Source organism: Bacillus salipaludis, assembly GCF_030938565.1.
In the GTDB taxonomy this organism is placed as follows: domain Bacteria; phylum Bacillota; class Bacilli; order Bacillales; family Cytobacillaceae; genus Neobacillus; species Neobacillus salipaludis_A.
Window position 1 is genome coordinate 5,740,892 of sequence record NZ_JAVGVR010000001.1, and the last position, 16,565, is coordinate 5,757,456.

Sequence of the window (16,565 nt, forward strand, 5' to 3'; positions counted from 1 at the left end):
CCTTTAATAAAAAGTTCTTACGTCTATAGTACTACAATCTTTTATGCTCACTTTTGAACAATTTCTGAACGATTGGTTGATTTACGAAAAAAAGAGGAATACAATATTCAAAAAGAATCTAGGGGGATGACATGAGATACGCTATTATTACAGGGGCTTCAAAAGGCTTAGGTGAAGCGATTGCGAAAAGATTACTAATGGAAGAAATAGCAGTCATTTCTGTTTCCCGGACAGAAAATGAGGAAATTAAACAATTAGCAGCTGAAAAAGGAAATTACTATAAACACTATTCCTGCAACTTGTCTATAGAAGAGGAAGTACAGGAAATCTTTATGCTCATCACCCATTATATTTTTCTTGAAAATCCTGAAGAAATTTTTTTATTTAACAATGCAGGGGTGATTGAACCGATTCATACAGTAGGCAATTTAGACCAAACTCCCATCATTCGCAATATCGATGTGAATTTAATTGCCCCCATCCTAATTACCAATCTATTTTTAAAGAAAGCCCAGCAGGCCAATACAAGCCTTCAGGTCATTAATATCACTTCAGGTGCAGCAGTTCGTTCGATTGAAGGCTGGAGCGTTTATTGCAGCGCAAAAGCCGGGTTAAATATGTTTACCCAAACGGTTGCCTTAGAGCAGGCTGCGGCAAAATCGACTCATAAAATATATGCCCTAAGTCCTGGAATTATGGACACAAAAATGCAGGAAACCATTCGTTCCTCATCCAATGAAGCATTTAAGGAGCTTGGGCACTTTAAAGAGTTTAAAGAAAAAAGCTTGCTGCTTCCACCGGAAAAAGTAGCGAATGCACTTGTTGACCTTGCCCTTAGCGGTGAAGCAGAAACCGGCAGAATCTATAATGTGAATGACCTAATCTGACCCGCCTATGACGGCGGGCATTTTCAATTTTTAATTTCCCTTGGAAACCACAGCGTAATGCTTGTTCCAATGTTTACTGTACTTTTAACCTTGACCATTCCTTGGTGGGCGTCCATCAAAGCCTTTACAATGGATAGGCCAATCCCGACACCGCCTGTTTTACGGTCACGAGATTTGTCACCCCGATAAAATCGTTCAAAAATATGGGGAATATCATCCTCTGCGATTCCAGAGCCTTCATCCACAATCTGAAATCCAACATACCCCTCTTCATTGGTAAGAACCGAAATCCTAACATTTTTACCTTCCACCGTGTATTTCAATGCATTATTTAGAACGTTTGAAAGGATTTGCACTAAGCGGTCTTTATCCGCAAAAAACATTTCTTCCTCCCCAGGTTCAACAATATCAAGATGAACACCTTTTTCATTAAACACTGGTAAAAACATATCCCATAAAGCCGCAAGGACACTTCCAGCTTCTAATTCGATTTTTTCCAAGCGAATTTGCGGGTTTTCTGCTGCAAGCAGCTTTTCAAGCTCATTTACAAGGCGAACCAAACGCATTAATTCCTCATGGCTCTGTTGTAAACGCTCATGTGTTGGTTCCCAAACTCCATCCTGATAGGCTTCAATTTGGCTCCTTAACGTCGTAAGTGGTGTCCTTAGTTCATGAGCAAGATCACCGGTAAATTGCTTACGCAGCATTTCTTCCTTCGCCAAGGATTCGGCCAGATTATTAAACGAAATCGCTAAATCTTTTACCTCTGTCGGCAATCCTACCAAAGGGATCCGGACAGAAAGGTTATGCTGCTGCAGTTCATTTGCCGCAAAAGAGAGTTTTTTCAAACCCAAAGTTAATTTTTTGGAAAAAAGCATACTAAAAAGGATTGCTAGGACAATGGTCAAACAAACAGCTCCATAAATATATAACTGAATGGTTTGCAAAAATGTATGCTCATCATCAATTAATCCTTCTGGATATATGGCTACTAGCTTCCCAATCACCGTTTGGTCTACCTTCAGCGTATAGGATTTCGTATGCCACTCCTCGCCAATCGTAACCGGTTCTGTTAATCCCAAGCTATTTAACATTCCTCTAATTTTTGAGGAGTCCATTTGCAGGCGGCCAAAACGGTCGAATAATTGAAAATAGAGCTGGTCAGTCATGGCATGCTCATGAAGCAGGTTAAAAACAGGGTCACTTGTAAAATGGCCATTTTTTTTATAATCTTTTTCAATCTCAACAATCACTCTTTCAATCTTTTTTTCACGATTACGATCTAAATAGCTTTTAAAGCTCGCTTCAAACCCCCATTGGATAAAAAAGCTGACCAATAGAATGCCAATCATGGAGATTAATAATAAATAAAAAAGAATTTTAGACCGTAATGTCTGCAGCATCGGCAACTCCTCCAAATTTATAGCCCATGCCAAATACAGTTAAAATAAATTCCGGCTGCCGTGACTCCAACTCAATTTTTTTACGAAGATTCTTTATATGGGTATCCACACTGCGCTCGTACCCTTCGTAAAACATGCCTTCATCCTGAATTTTTTCGAGTAAATCCATTCTGCTGTAGACTCTCCCCGGATTTAATGCCATATTAGTTAAAAGTTTATATTCTATCGGCGTCAGCATAATTTCGTGTCCATTTATGGTTACTTCTTTTTTTTCTAGGTCAATTGCAAGCTTTTTGCCGTTGAATTCTAGCCGTTCCACTTTTTCTGATTTTTTCACACGACGTAGAATGGCTTGTACACGAACAACCACTTCTCTCGGGCTAAATGGCTTTGTTAAATAGTCATCAGCTCCGATAATGATCCCATTAATCCGGTCATCCTCCGCCGATTTAGCTGTCAGCATTAGAATCGGAACATCGGATTCTTTTCGGACCAGATGGCAAACCTCTTCACCGGAAATATCCGGCAGCATCAAATCTAATATAATTAAATCAGGCTGGACGTTTTTCACCTTTTTTAAAGCATCAATGCCATTATCTGCACGATGCATCTCATATCCTTCCCTTTCGAGGTAGGCTTCGAGAACTTCGATTATTCTTCTTTCATCATCTACTAGTAAAATTTTCATCGGACACCACTCCCTCTCACCCTAACTATAACATTTGATGTCTGTGATGTTTTCAACTTCACAAATTCACCACAACTTCTTCATCATATCTTCAATCTTTCCCGCTAATATGTAGGTGTAAGAACGAAAGTGGAAGAAACACTGGCTCCTCTTTCCCTAAACCTCTCTCTTTATATACCGATGTCCTGTTGCAAGGACATCTTATTTTTTTGCTTTATAATGGGCGAAAATATTAATATATCAAAATCAAAATTTTCCTTTAAAAAACCTTTCCTTCAACCAAATTTTTCCGGTAAAATGAAAATGTGAAACTTTTTACATATTTTATACGTATATACAAATATAGACAAAGAAAAGGAGTGGTGCCTATTTATGGAGCCGTTAAGCATTCCTTTAGAAACCATCTATTTATACGCACTTATTATTTCAGGTGTTTTAACCATTTTGTATGTTTTGTTTGCAGATGTATTTCATTTTCATGGAGCCGGGGATGCCGGGTTGCATTTTCTCAATCCGGTCCTTATTTTTGCATTTGTGACCATACTCTCAGCCTCTGGATTTCTGCTGGAAAAATTGTCATCGCTCCATTACGGATTGATTTTGGGGATTTCTGCGGTCGTGGCTTTTATAGTGGTGACATTATTAAATGTTTTCGTTCTTATTCCCTTATCGTCGGCAGAAGAGTCACTTGTTTATAAAGAAAGTGATTTACGCGGCAGAATTGGCACAGTTATCACAGCCATTCCAGCAGACGGATTTGGGGAAGTCATGATTGAAAATATTAGCGGCAGAATTGCCAAACCAGCTTCGAGCTTTGATGACGTGGCCATACCAAATGGTACAAAGGTACTTGTAGTCCAAGTTGAAAATGGGATCCTTCAGGTTACCATTAATCAAGAAATAGAAAGTTTTATATAAGGGGGAGTTTCAATGGGTTTTGGAATCATTTGGGTGATTATTGGGATTGTAGCATTAATTCTAATAGCCTTAATCGGAGTTTTTATTACAAAATATAAAACCGCGGGGCCGGATGAGGCACTGATTGTAACAGGTAGTTTCCTTGGAAACCGTAATGTTCATGTGGATGAATCGGGTAATAAAATCAAAATTATCCGCGGCGGAGGTAGTTTTATTTTACCAGTATTTCAACAAGCAAAACCACTCAGCCTTCTTTCCAGTAAGTTAGAGGTTACGACCCCAGAGGTTTATACGGAACAGGGCGTACCAGTTATGGCTGACGGGGTAGCAATCATTAAAATTGGCGGGTCGATTAGTGAAATTGCTACAGCTGCAGAACAATTTCTTGGAAAGGCAAAGGAAGACCGAGAAAATGAAGCGCGTGAAGTCCTCGAAGGTCACCTGCGGTCAATCCTTGGTTCGATGACCGTTGAAGAAATTTATAAAAACCGTGATAAATTCTCGCAGGAAGTTCAAAGGGTCGCTTCTCAAGACCTGGCAAAAATGGGCTTAACAATTGTATCGTTCACGATTAAAGATGTCCGTGATAAAAATGGTTATCTAGACTCATTAGGTAAACCACGGATTGCTCAAGTAAAGCGTGATGCCGATATTGCTACAGCTGAAGCAGAAAAAGAAACACGGATCAAAAAAGCGGAAGCATCTAAGGAAGCAAAGCGTTCTGAATTGGAACGAGCAACAGAAATCGCTGAAGCAGAAAAAATCAATCAGTTGAAAATTGCTGAATTCCGCCGTGAACAGGATATTGCCAAGGCGCGTGCCGACATGGCCTATGATCTTGAAAGTGCCAGATCGAAACAAGAAGTTACGGAACAGGAAATGCAGATTAAGATCATTGAAAGGCAAAAACAAATTGAACTGGAAGAAAAAGAAATTCTCCGTCGTGAGCGCCAGTACGATTCTGAAGTAAAGAAAAAAGCGGATGCGGACCGCTACTCTGTTGAGCAGGCAGCTGCTGCAAATAAGGCAAGAGAGATTGCGGAAGCGGAAGCCAATAAATACCGGATTGAAGCAATGGCGAAAGCGGAGGCAGAACGTATCCGGATGGATGGTCTTGCAAAAGCGGAAGCACAGAAAGCACAAGGTCAATCCGAAGCTGAAATTATTCGCTTGAAAGGTCTTGCTGAGGCAGAAGCAAAAGAAAAAATTGCCGAGGCGTTCGAACAATTCGGTCAAGCCGCGATTCTCGACATGGTGATCAAAATGCTTCCAGAATATGCGAAGCAGGTGGCGAGCCCGCTTTCGAATATCGATAAAATTACCGTTGTTGATACGGGTGGCGAATCGGGAGCGAATGGCGGTGCCAATAAAATCACCAGTTATGCGACGAACTTAATGGCGAGTCTCCAAGAGTCATTAAAAGCTTCAAGTGGAATTGATGTAAAGGAATTAATTGAGAATTATTCAGGTAAATCCAATGTGAAAAGAAGCATTGAGAAATTGACTGAAGAAGTGAAAAAGACAGCTGAATAGCACGAAAACGAGGCTGCCTGTGATGAAAGAAACACAGGCAGCCTTTGCTTTTATGTGTTAATTGTCTCAATGTATGGTGTGCGAACTCTCTTTTTTCCTTTCTTCATAGGCACTATGAATCCTTGTAAGTGCCCATGCTCTTGGTTTATTTCTCCGAAACGGCACTATCAACCTCTGTTTGTTCTTGGGCTCACGATTTTTCCCTTCACACGGGCACTATCAACTTCTGTTTGTTCCCATGCTCACGATTTTTCCCTTTGCACGGGCACTATCATTCTTCGCTTGAAAAACAAAAAGTGCTATGACCGTAGCCATAACACTTTACTGAATCATATTTAAAAATTTCCGTGTCCGCTCTTCTTTTGGATTCGTGAAAATCTCTTCCGGTTTGTTTCTTTCAACCACAACACCCTGGTCCATAAAAATAACTTCATCCGCTGCTTCACGGGCAAAGCGCATTTCATGGGTAACGACAATCATCGTCATTCCTTCTTGGGCAAGATCCTTCATTACTTTAAGAACCTCTCCGACAAGTTCAGGGTCTAGAGCTGAGGTCGGTTCATCAAACAACATAACCTCCGGCTCCATTGCAAGCGCTCTTGCTATACCTACCCGCTGCTGCTGTCCACCGGAAAGCTGTGCAGGATAGTAATCAATTTTGTCACCAAGTCCGACTTTTTCCAAAAGAGACACTGCTTTTTTACGAGCCGTATCCTTACTCTGCCCCTTTACGATGATGGGCCCCTCCATCACATTTTCCACAGCAGTTTTATGCGGGAATAAATTATAATTTTGAAAAACCATACCGGTTAAGCGGCGAAAAGAAGCAATATTCTTCTTTGAAACAGGATTAGAAAAATCAAGACTTTTCCCTTCGATGGAAATTACACCCTTCGTTGGTGTTTCCAAAACATTCAGGCAGCGGAGCATCGTTGTTTTTCCAGAACCGGACGGGCCGATAATGACAACAACCTTTCCTTTTTCCACCTCAAGATCAATCCCTTTTAATACTTCTAATTGATCAAATTGCTTATATAGTCCTTTAATTGATATCATGGTCATTCTCCTTTACTTAAGACACATAGCGGTCCAATCTCGTTTCCAATGATTGTTGAAGGATGGAAAGGAAAAAGCAAATGACCCAATAAATAAGTGCCGCTTCACTATAAACCAATAAAAATTCATAATTGGTTGCAGCAATTTCCTGTGCCTTTCGAAACAACTCCGTTAAAAGAACAAGAGATGCCAACGACGTATCCTTTACAAGACTAATAAATGAGTTTGATAATGGCGGTATCGAGACTCTTGTAGCCTGAGGCAGAATAATTCTTCTAAGTACTTGAGAATAAGACATTCCGATCGAGTACCCTGCTTCCCACTGTCCTTTTGGGATTGAGATAATCGCGGCACGAATAATTTCCGAGCCATAAGCACCGACACTGAGAGAAAAACCAATAATAGCTGCGACATAGGAATCCAGTGTAATTCCAACCGTCGGTAAACCATAAAAAATGATGAACAGCTGGACTAACAATGGAGTTCCCCGAATGATAGAAACATAAATCCTAGCAATCATTTGTAAAATTTTAAGATGCGAAATCCGCGCCAGCGCAGTTAATATGGCAAGGATTAAACCAATGACAAAGGTAATCAGCGTTAAGGGTATTGTATAAAAAATAGCCCCTTTCAAAAGGGGCAGAAAGGAACTTTGTGCAATATCCATTAAACGAGCTGTTCTTTCCGGGTCAGCAAAAATACTATTTAAGTACATCTTCACCAAACCATTTCTCGGAGATTTTTTTGTATGTTCCATCTGAAATCATATCGTTTAATGCTTTGTTTACTGCATCTACTAGTGTTTGATTATTTTTTCTAAACATAAATCCGCTTTGTGAAGCATCTGCTGAAGTTGCCGCAATTTTTACAGGTGCATCAGGCTTTTGTTTTTTATAGTCTAAGAAAGAAATTTTATCGTTGACCGTTACATCAACACGTTTCGATGCCAATAAGTCAATCGCTTGGTTAAAGCCCTCTACTCCGGTAATATTTGCACCAAATTTCCTTGCAATATCCGCATAGTTACTAGTCATAGATTGAGCAGATTTTAAACCTTTTATATCTTCAAATTTTTTCACTTTATTGTTGTCATTACGTACAATAAGAACTGCGCTTGATGTGATGTATGGATTTGAAAAATCGTATTTTTCCTGACGGTCTGGACGAATTCCAACCTCGTTGGCAACTATGTCAAAACGTTTTGCATCTAATCCGGCAAACATTGCATCCCATTGTGTTTCTTTAAATTCCGGTGTTACTCCTAGACGCTTGGCCACTTCCGTAGCTACCTCGACATCAAAACCGGTTAATTTACCGCTTTTATCATGGAACGTAAATGGTGCATATGTACCTTCCGTACCAATGAGAATTTTTCCATCTGCTTTAATCTTAGCCAATAAATCTTTATCCTTTGAAGCAGATTGATTATCATTCTTATTATCTTTAGTGGTATCATTATTACTTGTACCACATGCTGACAGAATTAACATAAAGCTGAGTAAAAGTGCAAATAAAACTGAAAGCTTTTTCACAATATAACCCCCTAATTCTTATTGTTTTACTTGGATTATCATATTACAACTAATGACTTCTGTAAAGTTATTTTATCCGATTATTAAAAATTAATGTAGAAAAACCTATCAGAAAATTCTAATAGGTCATTAAAAGTTATTTCCACCAAGAATCAAACATAGTTGCTGGCAGTTGGCGTTTATGTTCCGTCATGCGATAACGATTTTCAACTTTCTCGGCAATTTCCTTTGAAACAGGTCGACCTTCAAGGTAATCATCAAGCTCATCGTATGTAATGCCCAATTCCGTTTCATCTGCTTGTCCTGGCTTATGATCCAATAAATCTGCTGTCGGTACTTTTAAATATAAACGCTCATCCGCTCCAAGTTCTTTTAACAAAGCTTTTCCCTGGCGTTTTGTTAAACCTGAAAGCGGAAGAACATCTGCGCCCCCATCGCCATATTTCGTATAAAATCCGGTAACAGCTTCAGCAGCATGATCAGTTCCAATTACAAGTAGCCCTTCCATTCCTCCAACTGCATATTGGGCAATCATTCTCATCCTAGCTTTTACATTTCCTTTTTGATAATCACTTAAAGGTTTACCTTTTGACATCCCATCATACTCCGTTTGAACAGAATCAACAGAAGACTTTATATTAAAAACGTAGTCTTGGTCTGCCTGAATAAAGGACAACGACCTTTGTGCATCGTCTTCATCTTGTTGAACACCATAAGGCAGACGGACTGCAATAAAAACAGCTTCCGTTCCTTCCTTCCGCAGCTCTTCAACCGATAACTGCGCGAGGCGCCCGGCAAGGCTTGAATCCTGACCGCCGCTAATCCCCAAAACATAACCTTTAGCCTTTGTTTTATGTAAGTAATTTTTTAAAAAATCAATTCGCTTTCTAATTTCCTCTTTAGGGTTAATCTCAGAAGATACATTTAACTCCTGCATAATTTGGTTTTGCATACTCATCTTTTTTCCTCCATTCTATACACTGCCATTAGGAAATTACTAGGTCACATCTCCAAATTGTGGGATTTCCCCAATTTTATGATTGTGTGAATATCATTTGCAATGGCTTTAATTTTTGTCCTTTTGGAATGAATATTCAATAAAATCGTAATTTGGGTTTTATCATTATAATATACATGAAGTGATTCCCACCCTAATAAAACGCCTCTGCTAAATATGCGATTGCCATAGTTATAAAGCCCAAGTCCATATTTCGAGATACTTCTTGGCCTAAGCATTTCCTTCAAACGATTTCTAGAAATAAGTTTACCACCAAATAATGCCTCATCAAAACGAGATAAATCAAGGGCAGTTGTAAAAATATCTCCACAACCAAAAAGAGGATACGGATTCAGCTTTTTAATGGAATGCAGATGTTGACCTATTTTTAAATACCCAGTTGATGTAAAAGGAAAAAGATTTTCCCTCGTAATAAATCCTGAACTTTTCATTCCTGCAGGAGCAAAAATATTATGTTGAATATATTCATGCAGTGTTGTTCCCGACACCTTTTCAACAATATAGCCCAATATGAGATAATTAATGTCCTTATAATCCCATCTTGTGCCCGGTATAAATAGAAGTGGTCTTCTTTCCGCCTCGTGTATCATATCCACGGGCTTAGTATCCCAGACTTTCCACAACGGTTTTTGAATTCCTGAAGTATGGCTTAATAAATGAACTAATTTTATTTCTTGGCCATTAGGAAAACCGGGAATATATTTTGATAAAGGGTCTTCAATCGATAGCATGCCTTTTTCTTGCAGTTGTAAAATACATACCGCTACAAACGCCTTTGAAATCGAACCAATTGGATAGGTAGTATAGGGTTGGTTCAAAATATGATTCTTGAAATTCGCATAGCCCATTCCTTTGTTAAAGACCAACTTATGATTCTTGATAACCGTAACACTTCCATTAAGATGCATGTGAGTTAAATAATCTTTAATTCGTTCTTGTTCATTGTTTCCCTTTTGGATAATCTTTTTAAGATTAACTTCATGCTGTTTTGCTAAAGTCCGATTAGGACGATTAATGAATCCTTTATTGTTTTGGCAGGCTGTTTGACCAACAATCATTAATACGACAACAAAACAAATTAGAAGATTTTTTACCATTCCAATCCCCCATACCATCCATATCCTTTTCTTATTTTTATCATAATGCTTCCATTAAACCACTTTTTCCCTTAAATTATCATGAACATTTGATTAGAATTTTCGGTTAGTGCCAGAAGTTCTGGTAAAAAATAAATATATTGCGAGCACTTACGGGAGGATTAAATATGGACGCAAAAACTTGTAAAGAGTCAGTAGTAGTAAGGACAAGCAGAGTTTTTCCCAATGATGTAAATAATCACAATACCTTATTTGGCGGAAAACTAATGAGTGATGTAGATATGATTGCATCCATTTCTGCTGTAAGGCATTCAAGAAGAGAATGTGTTACAGCTTCTACCGATTCAGTTGATTTTCTAAGTCCAATTACTCCTGATGATTCTGTCTGCTTCGAATCGTTTGTAACCTGGACAGGGAGAACTTCATTAGAAGTCTTTGTAAAAATTATTGCTGAAAATCTAATTACTGGGGATAGAAAAATCGCTGCCACCGCGTTTTTAACGTTTGTTGCCTTAGATGATGACGGCAAACCCGCACCAGTACCTGGAATCATTCCTGAAACTGAGGAAGAAAAAAAACTACATGAAACGGCTTCAAAACGGGCTGAAGAACGAAAAGTGCATAGACAAAACAGCAAAGAATTAGCAGAGCACTTAACCATTAATAAACCATGGGAATAAGAAAAGGTTCGTCGAGACGACGAACCTTTTTACGTTAAACCCTCTAATTCTCTTCGATTTGGTGCATGTGGAGGCATTTGAAGCCAGCCTCTATTTACCATGATATTAAAACCCTTCTCTCCATAAAGCAAAATCTCAAGGATAAACTTTTGATAATGAGCCGCTAGGTCCGTTCGCATTGATAAGGACAGGGCGTGCCCAAGGAAAGTAATATCAATCGCATTTAAAGAATGAAAAAGTAGAACGATTAATTTATCGGAGAAAGGAGCTGCTTGTGAATCCGTTACCGCCATTGTAGTTGGCTTTACTCCTAAAAGCTCTTCTCTCATAAAAAGATCGTTAAATACTTGAATTTGCTTTTCAGAAATTTTTTTTCCTTCTTTAATATATTTTCTAATTTCCTTGTCTTTAACAATTTGTAAAAAAGCCGTACAAATGAGAATTGAAAAATAATTCCGTTCGACATTAAAGAAAATTTCAGTAATTTCCGCTGTGTTTAACGGTCTTTTCTTACCAAGTCCCAAAATATATGATTGTTTTTCAATGTATTCAACCTTATTAGGGTACGGAATCATCGGAGGGCGGTCATAGATTCCCTTTTTAAGCATTAAAGTAGTAGCATCTTGATACAAAGTGGCAGATTCTTTCACTATGGTTGTAAAAAAATTCAGAACATCCATTCTTGCGACATTTGCAGTGACAAATCCCATATTGATCATATTCATACGGCCCACCGAATAGACAAAGCTTAAAGCAAATGCATCATAAAACAAAGGAGGGACAGATAAGTCGACGTCCTCATCTGTGAGTCGATCTGGCAGGGGGATTCCTTCTTCCTTAAAAATATCGGTTACTTGCTGAATACGACTAATGGAAGCAGTAAGGGCTTGCTCTAGTACACTTTTTATTTCTTCATCCTGATTATGATGAAGAAAATATTCCAATAACCGAATTCCCATATCCTCTTGGAGAAAAACTGCCCATAATCCCCCAATTTCTGAACTGGATAATCTTGCCGTATGTGAAACCATTATATCCCCCCTAAAAACACGGTTTAAAATTAGGTTCCCAACATACAATTTGTTTTATACTTATTTTGCCGTTTCTTCCGTCTGAGGTTTCCAATTCATGACCTGATCATCTTCGTCAATTTCAATGGTGACGTCGACTACACCCTTTTCCGCCATAATTCTTTCTTCAAGGCGGTCTTTTATATCATCTGCTGCAGCAACTGTCAATTTCGGATCAACCTCTATTTCTAATTCAACGTGGAGATCCTCCCCCTCTTTAATAACGGTTATCCCCTGGATATCCTTCACATCAGGATCTGCCATCACGAGATTACCAATTTTGTCTTCCATTTCTTCATCTGCCTGCCCGATAACACCTGCGGCATTATCTAAAAATACCCTGCCGACGACAAAGAACATCATCGCTCCAATAATAATCGAAACAAGTCCCTCTGCCTGGTGAAAAGCGGTAAAATGAGAAATAAGGACAGCTATAATTGCCAACAAGCCGCCGAGTGTTGCGACCATATCCTCCATAAAAACCAGTTTCGTAGCGGGCTTTGCTCTCCCCAAATTCGCAAAACTTTGAGCAAATACATTTAAGCCTTTAGCCTGGACCTCTACTTCATGCAAAATTTCCTTCATCGCTCTAAATAGAACGGATGTCTCAAGAATCGTTGAGACTCCTAACACAACAATATTAAGGACAAATCCATGGGATGCTGTAGGATGGATGACATGATGATAGCCTTCCACAATTGTCTCAAATGCCATTATCCCAACGACTAGGACGGCACCTAATAGAACTAAGTTGACCAAGCGGCCGAATCCATTGGGAAATCGTTCCGTTGGTGCTTTTTTACTTAAGGCAGACCCAATAAAAACAAATAACTGATTTGCCGCGTCCCCTAAACTGTGCATCGTTTCAGCGAACATCGCTACATTTCCCGTAAACGAATAGGCAACCCCTTTAATAATAGCTATGATCGTATTAATAATCGCAGCCAGCATCGCTGACTTATTGCCCTTTTTTAATAACTGAAATAATTCTCTCATCGTATCCCCTATTCTTTTTATATAATTAATACCCTTAATATTTTCTAAATCACCTGGATTCATGAAAAAATCTCAAGAAGCCCTTGTATAAAAACGGAATATTTTAGAAAACAAGGTATATTGTAGAAGGTATTTAAATAACCCGTCAAGAAATTAAGAAACAAAGATGTATTTATATCTACAAAAGGAGAAATTACATGACTTTCGATGAAATGATGAAAAAGCTAGCTGAACTTGGGTCGGAACAAACGAAAAAAACCTTTGTCAACCATGGAGCAAAAGAACCTCTTTTTGGAGTTAAGGTTGGAGATTTAAAAAAATTGGTAAAATACGTAAAAAAGGATCATGAATTAGCATTAGCGTTATTTAATTCTGATAACCATGATGCAATGTATTTGGCAGGACTTTCGATTAATCCGCAAAAAATCTCAAAAGAAACACTTCAGGGTTGGGTGAAGAAAGCAAATTGGTATTTACTTTCTGAATACACGGTGGCAGGGGTGGCCGCCGAAAGTCCATATGCCCTTGAACTTGCACGGGAATGGATGAGGTCTGAAAAAGAAATGATTGCCGTTTGCGGCTGGAGCACCTATGCAAACTATTTATCGATTGCCCCTGATGAAAATTTAGATATAACTGAAATTCGCAAATTACTCGATCTGGTCGAGGCAACCATTCATGAAGAAAAAAATCGGGTTCGTTACGTGATGAATCTCTTTGTGATATGTGTCGGTGCATATATAGTTTCCTTACATAATGAGGCAATTAAAGTGGCAGAAAAAATCGGAAAAGTGCAGGTCGATGTAGGGAAAACAGCCTGTAAAGTACCAATTGCAACTGAATATATTAAAAAAATTGACCAAAAAGGAAAAATTGGCGTAAAGAAAAAGACCTGTATCTGCTAAAGCGGCCCGTCTTAAAAACGGGCCCTCATTTTATGCATTTTCTAAAACTAGAAATAAACGATTGTTTCGTACACTTTTCTCATCATCGGACACGAGATCGTATTTTTTTAATAAATGGAAAACCTCATTCAATAATTCCTGTGAATGTTCTTTTTCAAAAAACTGCTTAAATAATGGCTGCATCTCTTTAGGCAAAAAGGCTGCCTGTGATTCATATTTCATTTTTACATCTTCATGTGAATGGTCCAGCTTACATTCGCTCATGCTTATAACCTCCTTCAATACCCTTAGAATAACACAACCCCCATTCTTTTTAGAATGGGGGTTCAAATTATACCTTTTTTTGATCCGTCACTTCTAAAACATCCAGAAGGAAAACAAAGATCGGAATTCCGACAATCAAACCCCAAACCCCAAAAAAGTGCTCAGAGAAAATCAAGATAATAAACGTATAGAAAACAGGAAGATTGGTCTTAGACGACATCAAATTTGGATTTAAAATATAGGCTTCAATCCCATGAATAATCGCGATGGCTATTCCAACATAAAGAACCTTCATTAAACCACCGATACTGTAGGCGATAATCGTCAGTGGAATTAACGATAGAATCACCCCTGCTACCGGAATGAGCCCTAGAAGGAAAATCATAATCGAAAGTCCGCCCAGCTGTGGGAAATCCAAGATCCATAAAGAAATCGTTGTTAAAATACAGTTAACGACTGCAATAATTAATTGAGCCTCGATTACCTTACCAAATGTCCCCACAAACTTTCGGGCAAAAAACTCAATTTCAACGTAAATGGAGGAAATCTTGCTCTTTTTAAATTTCTTTGTAAACTCAATTAACCTTGGTTTTTCCAGCAGGAAAAATAAACTCATTAAAAGTGCCAAAAGAATTTGCAGACTTACCTTACTTATATCTGTAAAATATTTGATTAAGAAGGTAAATCCCTGCTCTAAGTAATTCGATATTTGGATTTCTTCAATTTTTTCCGTGATATAATTTAAAACAATATTATCATGCTTTGTTGTATAGAAGGTGGTTAATTGTTTAATAAGCTGCGTTATTTCTGCTGCAATAAGCGGTAAATAAACGACTAATCCATACGAAAGCAATCCAACAATCACCGCATAGGAGACCACCACAATGATCTTTCGATTCAGTCGAACTTTCCCCTCAATAAATTTAACTAAACGATCCATTAAAAACGTAAAAATAAAGGTAAATAAAATTAAGTTAATCATCTCTTTCATCCCATATATGATAAGGGCAATGAAAATGAAGATTAATATTCTTTTAAAACCGCTGCTCTGCCAAAGTTTAGTGATCATATATTTAATCTAACCCCATTGTTTGTACTTATAGTCTAAATACACTAAATTTATTATAACAAATCATTTTTTAAAATTGTTACTTTTTAAAAACATTCCTTCCAGCAACGTTAAAAATGGACAGGTTTCATCGAGTCGTCCAGCGCTTTACTTTCATAGCCGTGCTTGCTTAAATAGTCCAGCAGTTTAGGCAGGTGTTTCAAGGTTTCCCTTTTTTCATGCATTAGGATTACAATCGGCCCCTTTTGTTTTGATTTCTGCTTCAATTGCTGGATTACATTTTTTACAAATCGTTCGTCCCTGTAATACCAGTCCTGACTGTCAATATTCCAGTCCCACATCCTATACCCGCTTTTTGAGACTGCCTGTTTTTCTTCTTTAGTCATATATGGATAGCTTCCGTAAGGTGTTCGAATTAAATGAGAATCTTCCCCTGTTATGGTTTTTAAAGAATACTGGGTCTTATTTAATTCTCCCAATACAGATTTTTCCGATGCATAAAAAAGTTTAACATTATGGGTTACACCATGAATGCCGATGCTTTCCCCAAGCTTCACCATCTTTTTAACCGCATGGGGATATCTTTTAATATTGCCATCGAGCATAAAAAAAGTAGCTTTGTAATGATATTTTTCCAGTACTGCAAGAATATCCTCCGAAAAGCTTTCCGGTCCATCATCAAAAGTTAAATAAATGGTTCTTTTTCTGCTATTTACTGTTTTTAATTTGTTATCCTTTGGCTGAACTAAATCGGTGTCCTTTTTCGATGATTTAGGAGTTTTATTTTTGTTTGCGGCTGTGTGTTCTGGAGCACTATGCTTTACAGTTGTTTTATATCCTTTATTATGAATCTCGTCATCTACTTTTTGCCAATGCCGTAAATCAGCGGCATGCTGCTTCTCTTGCCATAATTCCTTTTCAAACAAATCATCTATCGTAACTTGATAAATTGATCCAGCTGTCTTTTTTAAAGACATTAAACTTCTGTCCTTTTCTCCGATACTAGGTTCATTTGCTTCTGCCTTTGAACCGAAATTATAGATGATAAAGGCCCCTGAAGTGAGTATGCCCAAAGCGACACTGCACAGAAAGGTTCCCTTTAACCATCTATTTTTCCCCATCCCCATTTTTTTAAATCCCTCTTTGCTGTAATTTTATGTCCTTACGCCCATTATAGACGATTTTTCTCGCAAAATGTTTCAAATATATCAAAAATATTACAAAACTATTAAAAGTTTTTACTTTAAATAGATTAAAAAAAGAGACATCACTTGGATACCTCCGGATTGTCGAGAAAGGGTATATGTACCGGCATTTTTTAATTTGTTTGAGTCTAACTAACAGAATTATCATTAAATATTGTGCATGCTCAAAGTCCTGCTGATTTCCGCTCCAGGTGCTTCGCTTTCCGCGGGCGTGCCGGGGAGCCTCCTCGGCGCTTAGGCGCCT

17 protein-coding genes are annotated in these 16,565 nt (G+C 38.2%); 5 read left to right on the forward strand and 12 right to left on the reverse strand.

Annotation, left to right across the window (positions count from 1 at the left end; translation table 11 throughout):
* The first annotated feature begins 131 nt into the window (after positions 1–131).
* A complete protein-coding gene (locus RCG21_RS28655) occupies positions 132–887 on the forward strand; it encodes a (S)-benzoin forming benzil reductase (RefSeq protein ID WP_308914021.1) in 756 nt (251 codons plus the stop codon).
* Between the two features lie 23 nt (positions 888–910).
* Here the strand turns inward: RCG21_RS28655 and RCG21_RS28660 are convergent, their stop codons facing one another.
* Both RCG21_RS28660 and RCG21_RS28665 read right to left on the reverse strand, forming a co-directional pair.
* Positions 911–2,290: a HAMP domain-containing sensor histidine kinase gene (locus RCG21_RS28660; protein ID WP_308914022.1), complete on the reverse strand. Its 1,380-nt coding sequence runs from the start codon at positions 2,288–2,290 to the stop codon at positions 911–913.
* Complete coding sequence (locus tag RCG21_RS28665) at positions 2,268–2,978, reverse strand: response regulator transcription factor (RefSeq protein WP_133334026.1); 711 nt, start codon at positions 2,976–2,978, stop codon at positions 2,268–2,270. The genes RCG21_RS28660 and RCG21_RS28665 overlap by 23 nt, the downstream gene beginning before the upstream one ends.
* Positions 2,979–3,350: 372 nt before the next feature.
* Here RCG21_RS28665 and RCG21_RS28670 point away from each other — a divergent pair, with 372 nt between their 5' ends.
* Together RCG21_RS28670 and floT are read left to right on the forward strand one after the other, a co-directional pair.
* Entirely contained in the window at positions 3,351–3,896 is a 546-nt protein-coding gene (locus tag RCG21_RS28670; protein ID WP_133334025.1) for an NfeD family protein, read from the forward strand.
* A gap of 12 nt (positions 3,897–3,908) precedes the next feature.
* Positions 3,909–5,429 carry a flotillin lipid rafts scaffold protein FloT gene (gene floT / locus RCG21_RS28675; protein WP_133334024.1) on the forward strand — a complete coding sequence of 507 codons (1,521 nt, stop codon included), beginning with the start codon at positions 3,909–3,911 and terminating at the stop codon, positions 5,427–5,429.
* 321 nt (positions 5,430–5,750) lie between these two features.
* Here floT and RCG21_RS28680 read toward each other — a convergent pair whose 3' ends face one another.
* From RCG21_RS28680 to RCG21_RS28700, 5 genes are all read right to left on the reverse strand, one after another.
* Positions 5,751–6,485 (reverse strand): amino acid ABC transporter ATP-binding protein, encoded by a 735-nt coding sequence (locus tag RCG21_RS28680; RefSeq protein ID WP_133334023.1) that lies wholly within the window; start codon positions 6,483–6,485, stop codon positions 5,751–5,753.
* A 16-nt stretch (positions 6,486–6,501) separates the two neighbouring features.
* Positions 6,502–7,200: an amino acid ABC transporter permease gene (locus RCG21_RS28685; RefSeq protein ID WP_133334022.1), complete on the reverse strand. Its 699-nt coding sequence runs from the start codon at positions 7,198–7,200 to the stop codon at positions 6,502–6,504.
* The gene (locus RCG21_RS28690) at positions 7,187–8,017 is read right to left on the reverse strand and encodes an amino acid ABC transporter substrate-binding protein (RefSeq protein ID WP_308914023.1); all 831 of its coding nucleotides are present in this window, start codon (positions 8,015–8,017) and stop codon (positions 7,187–7,189) included. Before RCG21_RS28690 ends, RCG21_RS28685 begins: the two co-directional genes overlap by 14 nt.
* 136 nt (positions 8,018–8,153) lie before the next feature.
* Positions 8,154–8,975 carry an NAD(+) synthase gene (nadE, locus tag RCG21_RS28695; protein WP_133334021.1) on the reverse strand — a complete coding sequence of 274 codons (822 nt, stop codon included), beginning with the start codon at positions 8,973–8,975 and terminating at the stop codon, positions 8,154–8,156.
* A gap of 44 nt (positions 8,976–9,019) precedes the next feature.
* The gene (locus RCG21_RS28700; protein WP_308914024.1) at positions 9,020–10,132 is read right to left on the reverse strand and encodes a serine hydrolase domain-containing protein; all 1,113 of its coding nucleotides are present in this window, start codon (positions 10,130–10,132) and stop codon (positions 9,020–9,022) included.
* Positions 10,133–10,299: 167 nt separating this feature from the next.
* Between RCG21_RS28700 and RCG21_RS28705 the strand changes: the two genes are divergently transcribed.
* A complete protein-coding gene (locus RCG21_RS28705; protein WP_133334019.1) occupies positions 10,300–10,812 on the forward strand; it encodes an acyl-CoA thioesterase in 513 nt (170 codons plus the stop codon).
* 29 nt (positions 10,813–10,841) lie between these two features.
* Here the strand turns inward: RCG21_RS28705 and RCG21_RS28710 are convergent, their stop codons facing one another.
* Together RCG21_RS28710 and RCG21_RS28715 are read right to left on the reverse strand one after the other, a co-directional pair.
* Positions 10,842–11,843: a DUF3231 family protein gene (locus RCG21_RS28710; RefSeq protein ID WP_133334018.1), complete on the reverse strand. Its 1,002-nt coding sequence runs from the start codon at positions 11,841–11,843 to the stop codon at positions 10,842–10,844.
* A 60-nt stretch (positions 11,844–11,903) separates the two neighbouring features.
* Complete coding sequence (locus tag RCG21_RS28715; RefSeq protein WP_133334209.1) at positions 11,904–12,878, reverse strand: cation diffusion facilitator family transporter; 975 nt, start codon at positions 12,876–12,878, stop codon at positions 11,904–11,906.
* A gap of 197 nt (positions 12,879–13,075) precedes the next feature.
* On the opposite strand from RCG21_RS28715, the gene RCG21_RS28720 reads away from it, so the two are divergent.
* Entirely contained in the window at positions 13,076–13,783 is a 708-nt protein-coding gene (locus RCG21_RS28720) for a DNA alkylation repair protein (RefSeq protein WP_133334017.1), read from the forward strand.
* Between the two features lie 30 nt (positions 13,784–13,813).
* On the opposite strand, the gene RCG21_RS28725 is transcribed toward RCG21_RS28720, so the two are convergent.
* The 3 genes from RCG21_RS28725 to RCG21_RS28735 all read right to left on the reverse strand — a co-directional run bounded on the left by RCG21_RS28725 (position 13,814) and on the right by RCG21_RS28735 (position 16,243).
* A complete protein-coding gene (locus RCG21_RS28725) occupies positions 13,814–14,047 on the reverse strand; it encodes a group-specific protein (RefSeq protein ID WP_133334016.1) in 234 nt (77 codons plus the stop codon).
* A 67-nt stretch (positions 14,048–14,114) separates the two neighbouring features.
* Entirely contained in the window at positions 14,115–15,116 is a 1,002-nt protein-coding gene (locus RCG21_RS28730; protein WP_133334015.1) for an AI-2E family transporter, read from the reverse strand.
* A 110-nt stretch (positions 15,117–15,226) separates the two neighbouring features.
* Positions 15,227–16,243, reverse strand: coding sequence for a polysaccharide deacetylase family protein (locus tag RCG21_RS28735; protein WP_133334014.1), 1,017 nt, complete (start codon positions 16,241–16,243; stop codon positions 15,227–15,229).
* Positions 16,244–16,565 lie beyond the last annotated feature (322 nt).

Excerpts from the sequence above, each read along its gene's own strand:
- nadE (WP_133334021.1), bottom strand. The coding sequence starts at position 8,975 with ATGAGTATGCAAAACCAAATTATGCAGGAGTTAAATGTATCTTCTGAG.
- RCG21_RS28710 (WP_133334018.1), bottom strand. The coding sequence starts at position 11,843 with ATGGTTTCACATACGGCAAGATTATCCAGTTCAGAAATTGGGGGATTA.
- RCG21_RS28660 (WP_308914022.1), bottom strand. The coding sequence starts at position 2,290 with ATGCTGCAGACATTACGGTCTAAAATTCTTTTTTATTTATTATTAATC.
- RCG21_RS28705 (WP_133334019.1), top strand. The coding sequence starts at position 10,300 with ATGGACGCAAAAACTTGTAAAGAGTCAGTAGTAGTAAGGACAAGCAGA.
- RCG21_RS28700 (WP_308914024.1), bottom strand. The coding sequence starts at position 10,132 with ATGGTAAAAAATCTTCTAATTTGTTTTGTTGTCGTATTAATGATTGTT.
- RCG21_RS28715 (WP_133334209.1), bottom strand. The coding sequence starts at position 12,878 with ATGAGAGAATTATTTCAGTTATTAAAAAAGGGCAATAAGTCAGCGATG.
- RCG21_RS28730 (WP_133334015.1), bottom strand. The coding sequence starts at position 15,116 with ATGATCACTAAACTTTGGCAGAGCAGCGGTTTTAAAAGAATATTAATC.
- RCG21_RS28735 (WP_133334014.1), bottom strand. The coding sequence starts at position 16,243 with ATGGGGATGGGGAAAAATAGATGGTTAAAGGGAACCTTTCTGTGCAGT.
- RCG21_RS28680 (WP_133334023.1), bottom strand. The coding sequence starts at position 6,485 with ATGATATCAATTAAAGGACTATATAAGCAATTTGATCAATTAGAAGTA.
- RCG21_RS28670 (WP_133334025.1), top strand. The coding sequence starts at position 3,351 with ATGGAGCCGTTAAGCATTCCTTTAGAAACCATCTATTTATACGCACTT.
- RCG21_RS28720 (WP_133334017.1), top strand. The coding sequence starts at position 13,076 with ATGACTTTCGATGAAATGATGAAAAAGCTAGCTGAACTTGGGTCGGAA.
- RCG21_RS28655 (WP_308914021.1), top strand. The coding sequence starts at position 132 with ATGAGATACGCTATTATTACAGGGGCTTCAAAAGGCTTAGGTGAAGCG.
- RCG21_RS28665 (WP_133334026.1), bottom strand. The coding sequence starts at position 2,978 with ATGAAAATTTTACTAGTAGATGATGAAAGAAGAATAATCGAAGTTCTC.
- RCG21_RS28725 (WP_133334016.1), bottom strand. The coding sequence starts at position 14,047 with ATGAGCGAATGTAAGCTGGACCATTCACATGAAGATGTAAAAATGAAA.
- RCG21_RS28685 (WP_133334022.1), bottom strand. The coding sequence starts at position 7,200 with ATGTACTTAAATAGTATTTTTGCTGACCCGGAAAGAACAGCTCGTTTA.
- floT (WP_133334024.1), top strand. The coding sequence starts at position 3,909 with ATGGGTTTTGGAATCATTTGGGTGATTATTGGGATTGTAGCATTAATT.